The sequence below is a fragment of the Streptomyces sp. NPDC046985 genome, assembly GCF_040644415.1.
Lineage (GTDB): Bacteria > Actinomycetota > Actinomycetes > Streptomycetales > Streptomycetaceae > Streptomyces.
This window is the reverse complement of sequence record NZ_JBEYWK010000006.1, coordinates 32,611-47,754: the sequence shown is the minus strand read 5'-3', so window position 1 is coordinate 47,754 and position 15,144 is coordinate 32,611. Positions and strand designations below refer to the sequence as shown.

The 15,144-nt window shown below is 74.9% G+C and carries 7 protein-coding genes; 6 read left to right on the top strand and 1 reads right to left on the bottom strand.

What is annotated here, in order from left to right; genetic code table 11:
• Positions 1 to 80: 80 nt before the first annotated feature.
• Positions 81 to 602, bottom strand: a complete 522-nt coding sequence (locus tag ABZ861_RS09450; protein WP_361626330.1) for a YwqJ-related putative deaminase — start codon at positions 600 to 602, stop codon at positions 81 to 83.
• 335 nt (positions 603 to 937) lie between these two features.
• Here ABZ861_RS09450 and ABZ861_RS09445 point away from each other — a divergent pair, with 335 nt between their 5' ends.
• From ABZ861_RS09445 to ABZ861_RS09420, 6 genes are all read left to right on the top strand, one after another.
• A complete protein-coding gene (locus ABZ861_RS09445; RefSeq protein WP_361626327.1) occupies positions 938 to 1,993 on the top strand; it encodes an SMI1/KNR4 family protein in 1,056 nt (351 codons plus the stop codon).
• Between the two features lie 9 nt (positions 1,994 to 2,002).
• Complete coding sequence (locus ABZ861_RS09440) at positions 2,003 to 5,629, top strand: SUKH-4 family immunity protein (RefSeq protein WP_361626324.1); 3,627 nt, start codon at positions 2,003 to 2,005, stop codon at positions 5,627 to 5,629.
• Between the two features lie 502 nt (positions 5,630 to 6,131).
• Positions 6,132 to 6,920, top strand: coding sequence for an ABC transporter ATP-binding protein (locus ABZ861_RS09435; protein WP_361626321.1), 789 nt, complete (start codon positions 6,132 to 6,134; stop codon positions 6,918 to 6,920).
• Entirely contained in the window at positions 6,917 to 9,496 is a 2,580-nt protein-coding gene (locus ABZ861_RS09430; protein WP_361626318.1) for an FtsX-like permease family protein, read from the top strand. Before ABZ861_RS09435 ends, ABZ861_RS09430 begins: the two co-directional genes overlap by 4 nt.
• Positions 9,497 to 10,182: 686 nt before the next feature.
• Positions 10,183 to 13,719, top strand: a complete 3,537-nt coding sequence (gene mfd / locus ABZ861_RS09425) for a transcription-repair coupling factor (RefSeq protein ID WP_361626315.1) — start codon at positions 10,183 to 10,185, stop codon at positions 13,717 to 13,719.
• Between the two features lie 495 nt (positions 13,720 to 14,214).
• A complete protein-coding gene (locus ABZ861_RS09420) occupies positions 14,215 to 14,946 on the top strand; it encodes an HNH endonuclease family protein (RefSeq protein WP_361626997.1) in 732 nt (243 codons plus the stop codon).
• The last annotated feature ends 198 nt before the right edge of the window (positions 14,947 to 15,144 follow it).

The following is a 15,144-nucleotide window of genomic DNA, read 5'->3' as shown; positions in this document are numbered from 1 at the left end:
GGGTTCGGGGCGGCGGCGGTGGGGCGCCGGGGCCCGGGACGCGGGGGCCCCGGGCGCGGACGCGGCCCGGGGCGCGGGTGTCAGGCGCCGTCCGCCGGGTCGACGACGCGGACGCCGAAGTGCGCGCTGAGCGCGGCGCAGGCGCGGCAGGGGGCGGCGAAGCCGCCGTGCAGCGGGTCGCCGTCCTCCCGGATGCGCCGGGCGGTGAGTTTGGCGTGCCGGAGCGCTTTGCGCGCCTCGCCGTTGGTGAGGGGCTTGCGCGCGGCGCGTCTGCCGCGGGCGGCTTCGGCGGCGGCGATGTGCCGGGAGATGAGGATGGCCTCGGCGCAGCGGCCGGTGAAGCGGTCGCGCTGGGCGCTGGTGAGGGCGTCGAGGAAGTCCTGCACGAGGGGGTGCAGGGCGGGCGGCTCCTCGCCGCGGGCGGCGGTGCCGGTCAGGGTGGCGCCGCGCACGGAGAGGGCGGCGGCGACGGTGGGGAGTATCCCGTCGCGGCGGTGGCGCAGGACGGGGGCGGGCGGCGTCGAGGCGCCGCTCCAGCCGATCCTCGGGTCGCCGGACGCGCCGGTGTGCGGTTCCGTCTGCGTCGCTTTCATGATCATCATTCCCCTCCGAGCATCCCCCCGAGGGACACAGACTGCCAAATCGCGGGGCGGGTGCGGAAGCTGGGGCGGTGCGACACGCCAGGGACGGGGCGGTGCGTCACGACGGGGTGACGGCTGGTCACGGCGGAGCGGCGCGGGGAGCGCGGCGGGGGCCGCCGGGGCGGCGGCCGGCGCCCGGAGGCCCGGTGACCGGTGTCGGCGTACCGCATAGGCTGTCGGCACGCCGCGCCGCGCGCGGTCGCCGCGAGGGAGCGATGTAGTGGATACGCGCCTGGCGGGCCGGGAAGGGTCCCGGTCGCCGCGGGCCGTACAGAGTGCCGCAGGGGGCAACCGTCATGACGACAGGTCGGCTCGGGCTGGGGGCGCCACCCGGCCGCCAGGCCGCAGGAGACGCCGCGCCGCCGAACGCGGCCTACGCCGGGCAGGTCGTGCACTTCCCGGACCCGGTCCGGGCGGCCCGTCATCCGGGCGGGGTGCGGGTGGACGAGCGCGGCCGCCCCGACTTCTCGCCGTACGCGCGGGCGGCGGCGGAGATCGCCGATCCGCCGGAGGGCTTCGGCGTCGACGAGCTGCGGCTGACGGACTACGTCTCGGCGAACGCGGCGCTGGCCGCGGCCGGGCACGCGCTCTGGGACACGGTGCCCAGCGTGGCGACCCCGCACGGCTGGACGTGGCACCACGTGGCGGGCGGCCGCCGGCTGGAGCTGGTCCCGGTGGAGGTGAAGGCGCTGCTGCGTCACCACGGCGGCATTGCGACCGCGCACGTGGACCAGGCCAAGCGCGGCACCCGGCCGTTGCAGGAGACGCAGCCCGCGCACTTCGGGCTGCCGAAGTCGGGCGCGGCGGTGTCGGAGCCGCAGGTGCAGGGCGTCGAGGAGGAGTTGGGGTACCGGCTGCCGGGCGCGTACCGGTCGTTCCTGAAGGCGGCGGGCGGCTGCGCGCCGGTCGGGACGGCGCTGGACCCGCGGTGGGGGCTGCTGATCGACCAGCCGTTCTTCACGGTGCGCGAGGAGGCGGCCGTCAACGACCTCGTGTACGTCAACAAGTGTTTGCGCGACCACCTGACCAAGGACTATCTGGGGGTGGCGTTCGTGCAGGGCGGACTGCTGGCCGTGAAGACGAGGGGCGAGCGGACCGGGTCGGTGTGGTTCTGCGCCTACGACGACGTGCGCGACGCGGAGCCCGCCTGGTCGCAGTCGGAGCGGGTGGAGCGGCTGCTGCTGCCGTGCGGCGACGACTTCGACGCGTTCCTGTCCCGGCTGGCGGGGTCTCCGCCGGAGTTGGAGACGGTGGCCGATCTGATGGTGGACGGCGGTTTCGCCCGCGCCGTCGCCGTGGCGCCGGATGAGCCCGACGAGCCCGACGCGTCCGACGTGCCGGCGGGGGAGTGAGGTCGAGCGATGGTGACCTTCGCACAGGCGCAGGAGCGCGCCGAGGAGTGGATCAACGGTGACGTGCCGTCGTACCAGCACCGCGAGGTGCGGGTACGGGAGTTCGGGCTCGGCTTCGTGGTGTGGGCCGAGGACCGCGTGGACGGGCCGCGGGCGGACGGGGGCGCGCAGCGGCTGGTGATCGCCCGGGACAGCGGCGAGGCCACGTTGTGGCCCGGACTGCCGGTGGGCGAGGTGATCCGCCGGTACGAGGAGGAGTACGGCCGTCCGGACGCCGTCGCGGACGCGGCGCCGGCGCCGCCCGCCCGGGTGGACCTCAACCAGACGTCCTTCCTGCTGAGTCCGCCGGAATGGCTCCAGGAGGCGGCCGACAAGCTGGGCATCCCGGACCGCCGAGGACCCGGCGACGGCGCCGGGGCCTCCCGGGAAGCTGCCGGTGCCTCCCGGGGAGGCGACGCGCTCGCCCGGACGCAGGCAGGGATCCCGACGGAGCGGTCCGCCGGGTCTGAGGCGGGCGCCCTGGCGGCGGGCGCCCCGGCGGGCCGGTCTGATGGGTCTGAGGCGGGTGTCCCGGCCGGCCGGTCCGATGGGTCCTACCCGGGCGCACCGCTGGACCGGTTCGACGGGTCTGACGTAGGCGCACCGGCGGCGGGCGCCTCGGCGGGACGATCCGCCGGGTCTGAGGCGGGCGTCCTGGCGGCGGGCGCCTCGGCGGGCCGGTCCGATGGGTCCTACCCGGGCGCACCGCTGGACCGGTTCGACGGGTCTGACGTAGCCGCACCGGCGGCGGGCGCCTCGGCGGGACGATCCGCCGGGTCTGAGGCGGGCGCCTCGGCGGGCTGGTCTGACGGATCTGATGCGGGTGCCTCGGCGGGACGATCCGCTGGACCTGACGCGGGTGCCCCGCTGGGCCGGTCTGTCGGGTCTCATGCGGGCGCACCGGCGGCGGGCGTCTCGGCGGACACGTCTGCCGGGGGGACGCCGTGGGCGGGCACGGACACTAACGCGGACGGTGGGGACGACCGTTCCGTGCCGCTGCCCGCGACCGTGTTCGCGCCGCCGCTGAGCGACGTCGGCGACGACGCGGCGCCGCCCGCCGCCGCATCGGACGCGAAGACCGCGCTGATGGCGGGCGGCAGCCGACTCCCGTATACGACGGTGGCGCCGGCCGTCAGTGACGCCGACGCCGACGCCGGTGGCCACGACCGGCTCGGCGGTCCGGACGCCGCCCACGGCGCAGGCGCGTCTCCGGGCGGCACACCGCCGTTCTCGTCCGCGCCGCCGTACGGCCAAGAACGGGAGGGCGCGCCGGGTACGCCCCAGGCGCCAGGCACGCCGCCGTCCGAGGGCGCGGTCGGCCCAGGGACTCCGCCTCCTCCGCCGGTCGGCCCAGGGGCGCCCGGGACGCCGCCGCGTCCGTCGTCGGCCGCTGGCCCGGGGACTCCGCTGTTTCCGTCGTCGGCCGCCGGTTCGGGGACACCGCCGCCGGTCGGCCCGGGTGCGCCGGGGACACCGCCGCCGGTCGGCTCGGGAGCGCCTGGGACTCGGCTGCCTCCGTCGTCGGCCGCCGGTTCGGGGACACCGCCGTTCGCGGGCGGTGCCGGGTACGGCTATCCGCGGGGAGCGGGAGCGTCCTCGGGGGCCGGGGCTACGGAGAGTTCGTCCGTTCCGGGGATGCCGCTTCCGGCTGCGACCGGTCCGGCGTCCGGGTCCGTGCCGCAGGGGCCGGGCGTTCCGCCGCCTCCGCCGGGGGCCGCGACGCCCGACGCGGCGGAAGGCGTCGACGCCGTCGGCACTCCTGCCGGTCCGGGGACGCCCCCGGCCGGTGCGCCCTCGTACGGGTATCCGCAGGGCGCCGGATCGCCGGGCGCCCCGGCGACCCCGCCTCCGGGCGATCCCGCCCGTCCCCCCGCGCCGAACGCCGGTGACATCGCTGACGCGGCCACCAGCAAGGCGGCGCCTCCGCCGCGTCGCGGCCGGGGAGGGGCGACCCCGCCTCCGCCGCCGGGCGCCCCCGGGACGCCCGGCGCGCGACCGGGCGCGGGCGGGTACATGCCCACCCAGTTCGCCGCCTCGCTCGACCCCGATGGCCCCGACGGCGTCGAGCCCGTGTCCGGTCCGCCCACGCCGCCGCCCCCGGGCGGCGTCCACCACGCGGCCACGATGCTCGCCGACCCCAGCCAGGGCGGCGGCGTCCCACAGCCGCCCGGCGCTCCGGGCGCACCCGGTGCGCCGCGGCCGCCGCAGCCGCCGGGCGGGCACGCGACCCCCGCTGCCCCGGGGACGCCGGGCGCTCCCAGCGCCGGACAGGGGGCCGTGCACCACGCGGCGACGATGCTGGCCGGGCCGTCGTCCGGCCGGCCCGGCGCACCCCTGCCGCCTCCCGCGGCGCCCGGCGTGCCCCAGGGCGCCGCCGCACAGGCCCCGCCGCCCGCTCCGCCGGGCGCGATGCCGCCGTCAGCCCAGCCGCACGCGCCCGGCCAGCTCTATCAGCCGGGCCAGCCCGGCCAGCCGCCCGCGCCCGGCCAGCTAGGCCAGCCCTCCGTCGTACCCGGTCAGCACGGCCAGCTAGGCCACGCCCCCGTCGTATCCGGTCAGCCGGGTCAGCCCCCCGTCGTGCCCGGTCCGCCGCCCCCGGCCTACGGGTATCCGCAGCAGGGGCAGCCGACCGTGGGCCCCGGCTACCAGGCCGTGCTGCGCTACCGCGCCCCGGACGGCTCCGAGCAGCAGGTGATCCGGCGTTCGGCGCCGGGCACGCCGCACCCGGAGTGGCAGATCTTCCACGAGCTGCGCGCCATGAACGTGCCGCCGGACCAGGTGCTCGAACTGCACACCGAGCTGGAGTCGTGCCTGCTGCCGGGGGCGTACTGCGCGCGGATGATCCGCGAGCAGTGGCCGCAGGCGCGGATCGCGTCGATCGCGCCGTACGGCGCCGACCACGCGAGCCGTCAGCAGGGCATGCGGCAACTCCTCGCTCACCAGGGGGAGTTGCACCAAGTGGCGGACGGTCCCGCCCGCCCCGTGCCGGTGCGCGCGCCGCTGCCGCCGGTGCAGTCCGCGCCGCCGCTTCCCCCGGAGGGCGTCGCCCACGAGCTGGCCGCGGCCTTCGGGCCGGGAGTGTTCCGGTTCGAGCAGGCGGCGGTCTCCCGGCAGGGCGTGCCGCCGATCGTGGCGCACACGCTCGTGGTGGCGGGCCTGCCGCTGGACATGGGGCCGTTCTTCTGGGCGCAGGCCCAGCCGGGGCGGCCGGTGCCGACGCTGGCGGAGCTGGCGGCCGAGCGCGGGGTGCGTCCGGCGCCGGACGCGGGGTCGTACCTCGTGATGGGCACCGACTTCGGCAAGGCGGTCTGCGTGCAGTACGGCACGGCGAACATCGTGGCGGTGCCGGTGGAGGCGGGTCCGGGCGGTGCGGCCGTGGCGCCGCAGTTCGTGAACACCGGTCTGCTGGAGTTCGTGCGGTGCCTAGCGCTGCTCGGGCGGATGTGGCGGCTGCGCTACGGCTTGAACCAGGAGCAGGCGGGCCGCTGGACCGTCGACTTCCAGGCCCAGTTGGCCGCGCTCGACCCGGCCGCGCTCGGCTCGCCCGAGAGCTGGTGGTCGGTGCTGCTGGAGCAGATGTGGGACGGACTGCTCTGAGCGCCTGACCCCCTCGGCGGGGGCGCCGCTGACGCAGCGTGGGGCCGGGCCCGGTCGTGTGACCGGACCCGGCCCTTTCGTGTGCGGACGTGTTCGGGATGCGAGGGGAAGGCGGGCCCGGAGTGTCGCCGGGCTGAGGGGGGAAGGGCGCCTCGCCGTCGGTGTGCCCCCCGGGTGTCCCCCCGGTGTGCCCCCGGTGGCAGCCCCGACGGGGGGACGGCCCCCTAGGGGCCCCCTAGGGGTGGTCCGTACACCGGCTAGGGGGAAGCGTCGTACCGGCGGAGGACGAGCGGGCGACCGGGCCGTCCCTAAGCTGGCCTCATGCCGCGGGGGGCGGCGCGCCGCACCTACGGGGGTGGGGTTTTCCCCCGTCGCGGACGGGGTCCGGCACCAGCGCGCCGCGCCCCTTCGCCGACCAGACTTCTCGGCACAGCACCTCGCCGCCGCCCGGCCGCCGGGCGGCGGCGACGGCTCGGCTGCCGACCGACAGAGGAGACGTACCGTGACAACGGCTGTGACCATTCCCAGGCACGGGGGCACTGGAGGGACTACGGCCGTCGCCGCGCGGGCGCGGCAGGTCGTCAAGGCGTACGGGTCCGGCGAGACCCGTGTCGTCGCGCTCGACCACGTGGACGTGGACATCGCTCGCGGGCAGTTCACCGCGATCATGGGCCCCTCGGGGTCCGGCAAGTCCACGCTGATGCACTGCCTCGCCGGTCTCGACACCGTCACCAGCGGCCGCATCCACCTCGACGACACCGAGATCACCGGGCTGAAGGACAAGAAGCTCACGAAGCTGCGCCGGGACCGGATCGGCTTCGTCTTCCAGGCGTTCAACCTGCTGCCGACGCTGACCGCGATCGAGAACATCACGCTGCCCATGGACGTCGCCGGGCGTAAGCCGGACCGTCAGTGGCTGGACCGGGTGGTGGAGACCGTAGGGCTCGCCGGGCGGCTGAAGCACCGGCCGGCCCAGCTCTCCGGCGGCCAGCAGCAGCGCGTCGCCGTGGCCCGCGCGCTCGCCGCCCGCCCGGAGATCATCTTCGGCGACGAGCCGACCGGCAACCTGGACTCCCGCGCGGGCGCCGAGATCCTGGGCTTCCTGCGCCAGTCGGTCGACGAACTCGGCCAGACCATCGTGATGGTGACCCACGACCCGGTGGCCGCCTCCCACGCGGACCGGGTGCTGTACCTCGCCGACGGCCGGATCGTGGACGAGATGCTCCAGCCGACGGCCGATCAGGTGCTGGACCGCATGAAGGACTTCGACGCCCGGGGACGCACGTCATGACCGTCTGGAAGACCTCCCTGCGCAACCTGCTCGCGCACAAGGGCCGGATGGCGCTCTCGGCGGTCGCGGTGCTGCTGTCGGTGGCGTTCGTGAGCGGCACCCTGGTGTTCACCGACACCATGAACACCACCTTCGACAAGCTGTTCCAGGCCACGTCCTCGGACGTGAAGGTCAGCGCCGAGGGGGCCGCCGACGACGGCGCGACCGCCTCGCGCACCGGCCGCCCGCCGGTCATGCCGGCCTCCGTGCTCGACCGGGTGCGCCGGGTCCCGGGCGTGAAGTCGGCGGAGGGGACGGTGTTCTCCACCTCGGTGACCGTCGTCGGCCCCGGCGAGGACAAGCTGTCGCCCACCAGCGGCGCCCCGACCATCGTCGGGAACTGGAACGGCGGCGACGCCCGCACCATGAAGATCACCACCGGCACGGCGCCCCACGGCCCCGACCAGATCATGGTGGACGCCGACACCGCCGCCAAGCACCGTCTGAAGCCGGGCGCCGAGATCGGCGTGATCACCGCGGTCGGCACGCACCGCGCCCGCGTCTGCGGCATCGCCGCCTTCACCGTCACCAACCCCGGCGCGGCGATCTTCTACCTCGACACCGCGACCGCCCAGCAGGCCCTGGTCGGCCGGCCGGGCGTGTACACGAACATCGAGGTCAACGCGGCCGCGGGCGTCGCCGACGCGCGCCTGAAGAAGGACGTCGCCGCCGCCCTCGGCCACGGCTACAAGGTGCAGACCTCCAAGGAGGTCGCCGACGCCAGCCAGAAGAACGTCGAGAGCTTCCTGGACGTGATGAAGTACGCGATGCTCGGCTTCGCCGGGATCGCCTTCCTCGTCGGCGTCTTCCTGATCATCAACACCTTCTCGATGCTTGTCGCCCAGCGCACCCGGGAGATCGGCCTGATGCGCGCCATCGGCGCCTCCCGCCGCCAGGTCAACCGCTCGGTGCTGGTCGAGGCGCTGCTGCTGGGCGCTGTCGGGTCGGTGCTCGGCGTGGGCGCGGGCGTCGGCATCGCGGTCGGGCTGATGAAGCTCATGGGCAAGATGGGCATGCACCTGTCCACCGACGACCTGACGATCGCCTGGACCACCCCGGTCGTCGGCCTGGCCCTCGGCGTCGTCGTCACCGTCCTCTCCGCGTATCTGCCCGCCCGGCGCGCGGGCAAGATCTCCCCGATGGCGGCCCTGCGCGACGCGGGCGCCCCGGCCGACGCCAGGACCGGCGCCGTGCGCGCCGTGCTCGGCCTGGTCCTCACCGCCGGCGGCGCCGCGAGCCTGTTCGCCGCGGGCGCCGCGGCCAAGGCCGCCGCCGGCTCGGCGTGGCTGGGCCTGGGCGTGGTGCTGACCCTGATCGGCTTCGTCGTCATCGGCCCGGTGCTCGCCGGCGGTCTCGTCCGCGTCCTCGGCGCGCTCCTGCTGCGGGTCTTCGGCCCGGTCGGGCGGATGGCCGAGCGCAACGCGCTGCGCAACCCGCGCCGCACCGGCGCCACCGGGGCCGCGCTGATGATCGGCCTGGCCCTGGTGGCGGGCCTGTCGGTGGTCGGCTCCTCCATGGTCGCCTCCGCCACCGACCAGCTCGACAAGACCGTCGGCGCGGACTTCATCGTCCAGGGCGACAACGGGCAGGTCATCACCTCGCAGGCGGTCAAGGCCGTCAAGTCCGTCCCGGGCCTGAAGCGGGTCACCGAGTACAAGCTGCTGGACGTCTCCCTGACCACCCCGGACGGCCGCACCGACCGCGGCGAGACGATCAACGCGGCCGACCCGACCTACACGCAGGACCTGCGCACCGAGACCGTCGCGGGCGCCCTCGCCGACGCCTACCGGCCGGACTCGATGTCGCTGCCCGAGGGCTTCGCGAAGAAGCACGGGGTCAGGATCGGCTCCACGGTGACGGCCGCCTTCCGGGACGGCCGGACCGCACGGCTGACGGTCCGCGCGATCACCAGCGACGACTCCGCGATCGACAAGGGCGCGAAGTACGCGTCTCTCGGCACGGCGGCGAAGTACGTGCCCGCCGACCGGATGCCGCTCGACGAACTGGTCTTCGCCACCGCCGAGAAGGGGCGGCAGGCCGCGGCCTACCGGGAGCTGAAGTCCGCGCTGCACGGCTACCCGCAGTTCACCGTGCGCGACCAGACCGACTACAAGAAGTCGCTGAAGGACCAGATCGGCCAGTTGCTGAACATGATCTACGGGCTCCTCGCGCTGGCGATCATCGTGGCCGTCCTCGGTGTGGTGAACACCCTCGCCCTGTCCGTGGTCGAGCGCACCCGGGAGATCGGCCTGATGCGGGCCATCGGCCTCTCCCGCAGGCAGTTGCGCCGGATGATCCGCCTGGAGTCCGTGGTGATCGCCGTCTTCGGCGCCCTGCTCGGCCTGGGCCTCGGCATGGGCTGGGGCGCGACCGCGCAACGGCTGCTGGCCCTCCAGGGGCTGAAGATCCTGGACATCCCCTGGCCGACGATCCTCGCCGTCTTCGCCGGCTCGGCCTTCGTGGGGCTGTTCGCCGCCCTGGTCCCGGCCTTCCGCGCGGGCCGGATGAACGTGCTGAACGCCATCGCGACGGAGTAGACCCACCGGGGGCGCCGGGGGCGCCGGGGGCGCCGGGGGCGCCGGGGGAGGGGCGCGGTGGGGGTGGAGAGCGGCCCCGCCCCCACCGCTCCACCGCCCGGCCCGCCCGGCGCCGGGGACCCGGATCGCCCGGGACGGCAGGCGGTGAGAGGAGCCCGGTGCGCGGACACCCGCGCACCGGGCTCCCGTGTGCGCGGACCGGCGCACCGGGCTCCGGGGTGCGCGTGTCCGCACCCCGGGCTCCGGCGTGCGCGCGGTCGGGGCGGGCGAGTGGCCGACAGGGGGCGTACGCGACCGCAGCCCGCGCCCACCGTCGTCCCTGGCCGCAGCTCGCAGCCTCGCCTCCGCCGCCGCACCCGACCGTGGCCTGCGCCCCCGCCGTACCGGACCGGAAGCCCGCCGCCCCTCGCCGTAAGCGACCGCCGCCTGCGCCCGCGCCTTCGCCGCCGCCCCCGACCGTGGCCCGCGCCCCCGCCGCACCGGACCGGAAGCCCGCCGCCCCCACCGCACCCGACCGCAGCCCGCCCCCCGTCCCCCGGGACCGGAGCCCGTGTCCCCCTTCGTCGTCGTAGGCTGGAGAACCCCGGCCCGTCCCACGCGTCGGGTCGTTCGCGTTGTCTCGCCTTGCCCGCCTCTCCGCTCACCCTCCGCCCGCCCCCTGTTCACCACCGGATGGAAAGCCCTCCATGAGCCTGCACGGTCTGCTCGACGCCGTCGTCAAGGACCCCGCCCTCGCGGAAGCGGTCACCGCGGCCGCGGACGGCAACCGCATGCACGTCGACCTGGTCGGCCCGGCCGCGGCCCGTCCCTTCGCGATCGCCGCCCTGGCCCGCGAGGCCGGCCGCCCGGTGCTCGCCGTCACCGCGACCGGCCGGGAGGCCGAGGACTTGGCCGCGGCCCTGCGGTCGCTGCTGCCGCCCGAGGGCGTCGCGGAGTACCCCTCCTGGGAGACGCTGCCGCACGAACGCCTCAGCCCGCGCAGCGACACCGTGGGCCGCCGCCTCGCGGTGCTGCGCCGCCTGGCCCACCCGAGCGCGGACGACCCGGAGACCGGCCCGGTCTCCGTCGTCGTCGCGCCCGTCCGCTCGGTGCTCCAGCCGCAGGTCAAGGGCCTGGGCGAGCTGGAGCCGGTGTCCCTGCGGACCGGCCGCAGCGCCGATCTGAACAAGGTGGTCGAAGCCCTGGCCGCCGCCGCGTACACGCGGGTGGAACTGGTGGAGAAGCGCGGCGAGTTCGCCGTGCGCGGCGGCATCCTCGACGTGTTCCCGCCCACCGAGGAGCACCCGCTGCGCATCGAGTTCTGGGGCGACGACGTCGAGGAGATCCGCTACTTCAAGGTCGCCGACCAGCGCTCCCTGGAGGTCGCCGAGCACGGCCTGTGGGCGCCGCCCTGCCGCGAGCTGCTGCTCACCGAGGACGTCCGCGCCCGCGCCCGCGACCTGGCCGAGCGGCACCCGGAGCTAGGCGAGCTGCTGGGGAGGATCGCCGAGGGCATCGCGGTGGAGGGCATGGAGTCCCTGGCGCCGGTCCTCGTCGACGACATGGAGCTGCTGATCGACGTGCTGCCCCGGGGCGCCATGGCGCTGGTCTGCGACCCCGAGCGGGTGCGCACCCGCGCCGCGGACCTGGTGGCCACCTCCGAGGAGTTCCTCCAGGCGTCCTGGGCCGCCACCGCGGGCGGCGGGGACGCGCCCATCGACGTCGGCGCGGCCTCCCTGCGGTCCATCGCGGACGTCCGGGACCGGGCCCGCGAGCTGGACATGATGTGGTGGTCCGTCTCGCCGTTCGCCGCCGACGAGAGCGCCTACGACGGCGACGTGCTCAAGCTCGGCATGCGGGCGCCCGAGGCGTACCGGGGCGACACCGCCAAGGCGCTCGCCGACACCAAGGGCTGGCTCGCCGACGGCTGGCGCACCGTCTTCGTCACCGAGGGGCACGGCCCCGCCGCCCGCACCGTCGAGGTGCTGGGCGGCGAGGGCGTCGCCGCGCGCCTGGACCCCGACCTGGGCGAGGCCGCCCCGTCGGTGGTGCACGTGGCGTGCGGCTGCATCGACCACGGCTTCCTCGACCCGGGGCTGAAGCTGGCGGTGCTCACCGAGACCGACCTGTCCGGGCAGCGCACCGTGAGCCGGGACGGCGCCCGGATGCCGGCCCGCCGCCGCAAGACCGTCGACCCGCTGACCCTGGAGGCGGGCGACTACATCGTCCACGAGCAGCACGGCGTGGGCCGCTACATCGAGATGGTGCAGCGCACCGTGCAGGGCGCCACCCGCGAGTATCTGGTGGTGGAGTACGCCCCCGCCAAGCGCGGCCAGCCCGGCGACCGCCTGTACATCCCCACCGACCAGTTGGAGCAGATCACCAAGTACGTCGGCGGCGAGGCGCCCACCCTGCACCGGCTGGGCGGCGCGGACTGGACGAAGACGAAGGCGCGGGCGAAGAAGGCGGTCAAGGAGATCGCCGCCGACCTGATCAAGCTGTACTCGGCCCGTATGGCGGCCCCCGGGCACTCCTTCGGCGCCGACACCCCCTGGCAGCGCGAGCTGGAGGACGCCTTCCCCTACGCCGAGACGCCCGACCAGCTCACCACGATCGCCGAGGTCAAGGAGGACATGGAGAAGACGGTCCCGATGGACCGCCTGATCTGCGGCGACGTCGGCTACGGCAAGACCGAGATCGCGGTGCGCGCCGCCTTCAAGGCGGTCCAGGACGGCAAGCAGGTCGCGGTGCTGGTGCCGACGACGCTGCTCGTGCAGCAGCACTACGGCACGTTCGGCGAGCGCTACGGCCAGTTCCCGGTCACCGTGCGGGCGCTGTCCCGGTTCCAGACCGACGCCGAGGCGAAGGCGGTCCTCGAAGGACTGCGCGACGGCGCGGTGGACGTGGTGATCGGCACCCACCGCCTGTTCTCCTCCGAGACCAAGTTCAAGGACCTGGGCCTGGTCATCGTCGACGAGGAGCAGCGCTTCGGCGTCGAGCACAAGGAGCAGCTCAAAAAGCTGCGCGCCAACGTGGACGTGCTGACCATGTCCGCCACGCCCATCCCGCGCACCCTGGAGATGGCGGTCACCGGCATCCGGGAGATGTCGACGATCACCACCCCGCCGGAGGAGCGCCACCCGGTGCTGACCTTCGTCGGCCCGTACGAGGAGAAGCAGATCGGTGCGGCGATCCGCCGCGAACTGCTGCGCGAGGGCCAGGTGTTCTACATCCACAACCGGGTGGAGTCGATCGACCGGGCGGCGGCGAAGCTGCGCGAGATCGTGCCCGAGGCGCGGATCGCCACCGCGCACGGCCAGATGTCGGAGGCGGCCCTGGAGCAGGTGGTGGTGGACTTCTGGGAGAAGAAGTTCGACGTGCTGGTCTCCACGACGATCGTCGAGTCGGGCATCGACATCTCCAACGCCAACACCCTGATCGTGGAGCGCGGCGACAACTTCGGCCTCTCCCAGTTGCACCAGCTCCGCGGCCGGGTCGGCCGCGGCCGCGAGCGCGGTTACGCCTACTTCCTCTACCCGCCGGAGAAGCCGCTGACGGAGACCGCCCACGAGCGGCTGGCCACCATCGCCCAGCACACCGAGATGGGCGCGGGCATGTACGTGGCGATGAAGGACCTGGAGATCCGCGGGGCCGGAAACCTGCTGGGCGGCGAGCAGTCCGGCCACATCGCGGGCGTCGGCTTCGACCTGTACGTGCGGATGGTCGGCGAGGCGGTCGCGGACTACCGCCGCCAGCTCGAGACCGGCGAGATCGAGGAGGAGGCGCCGCTGGAGGTCAAGATCGAGCTTCCGGTCGACGCGCACGTCCCGCACGAGTACGCGCCCGGCGAGCGGCTGCGCCTCCAGGCGTACCGGGCCATCGCCTCCGCCTCCTCCGAGGAGGACGTCAAGGCGGTCCGCGAGGAACTCGTCGACCGTTACGGCGCGTTGCCCGAGCCGGTGGAGAACCTGCTGCTGGTGGCCGGGCTGCGGATGCTCGCCCGTGCCTGCGGCGTAGGGGAGATCGTGCTCCAGGGGCCCAACATCCGCTTCGCGCCGGTGGAACTGCGCGAGTCGCAGGAACTGCGCCTGAAGCGGCTGTACCCGGGCACGGTCGTCAAGCCGTCCGTGCACCAGATCCTCGTGCCCCGCCCGAAGACCGCGAAGGTGGGCGGCAAGCCGTTGGTCGGCCGCGAACTGCTCGGCTGGGCGGCGGAGTTCCTGGCCTCGGTGCTGGGCTCGTAGCCCTCGCGACCGGTCGCCCGCCCGCCACCGCCGGTCCCGGCCGCGGCGGGACGCGACCGGTCGCCCGCCCGCCACCGCCGGTCCCGGCCGCCCCCTGGCCGCTCCCCGGCCGGCGGTCAGCCCCGGTCGCCCGCCCGGTCGCGTCCCGCCCGACGAGGCCGGGCGCGACCGGACCCGCCGATCCGCCCGGCGCCTTCCGCCCACCCTCCATGCGCCGAGTGCGTCCAGTGTGCCCAGTGTGCCCAGTGCGCCGACTGCGCCGACTGCGCCGCACATCTTCCTGGTTACTGTGGGCACCAGCACAACAGGCCCGCATCGGGCGGCGCATGACGGCAAGGGGAGGGGCGCGGAGTGAGGCGTCTGAAGGACAGGGCGGCCGCGGCCGCCGCGGAGTCACTGACCGTCAAGCACCCTGATTCCGATGGCACTTACCGCAGCGGAGCGGACGCCGGGCGCGGCGCCGGAGGCAGGCGGGTCGTCCTCGCGTCCGCCGCCCTGCTGGCCGCCGGGCTCACGCTGACCGGCTGCAAGGGCGTGCCGCCGTCCGCGGGCGCCGGCGCCTCCGGGTCCGCCGTTCCGGCCGCCGACGGCCGGTCCGTCAACCCGTTGGACAACCCGGACGGGACGAAGCCGGGCCTGGCCGCGATCACCTCGGCCGCGGACAAGTCCAAGGCCCGCGCCCTGATACAGAAGGTGGCCACGAAGGGCCGCGGCCCGAAGACGGGCTACTCCCGCGAGCAGTTCGGCTACGCCTGGACGGACTCGGTCCCCGGCAGCGTCCCGTTCGCGCACAACGGCTGCGACTCGCGGAACGACCTGCTGAAGCGCGACGGCGAGGACGTGCGTTTCCGTGAGGGCTCCCGTTGTGTCGTCGTCGCGATGACCCTGCACGACCCGTACACCGGCAAGACGATCGACTGGAAGAAGGCGCGCGCCACGCAGGTCCAGATCGACCACGTGATGCCGCTCTCCTACGACTGGCAGATGGGCGCCGCCCACTGGGCGAAGGGCAAGCGGGAGGACATCGCCAACGACCCGCTCAACCTGATCCCGGTGGACGGCCCGACCAACGGCGCCAAGAGCGACTCCGGCCCGGCGAGCTGGCTCCCGCCGGTCGCGCAGGTCCGCTGCTCCTACGCGGTCCGGGTCGCGCAGGTGTCCCTGAAGTACGACCTGCCGGTCACGTCCGCCGACAAGGCGGCGATGCTGAAGCAGTGCGCCGGGTGACCGGGTGACCCGGGCGACTGGGTAAGAGACCGGCGCCGGACGAGGCGAGGGCCCGTCACATGAATAACCATCAGGTAAGCGTCTGGTACAGATGATGTGACGGTCCTGTAAAGACAGATACAAGAAGCAAAGCCGCACGCGCCGGCAAATCGGTCGAGTGAAGCAAGAGGCAGTCAAGAGCAAGGCAAGATCACCTTA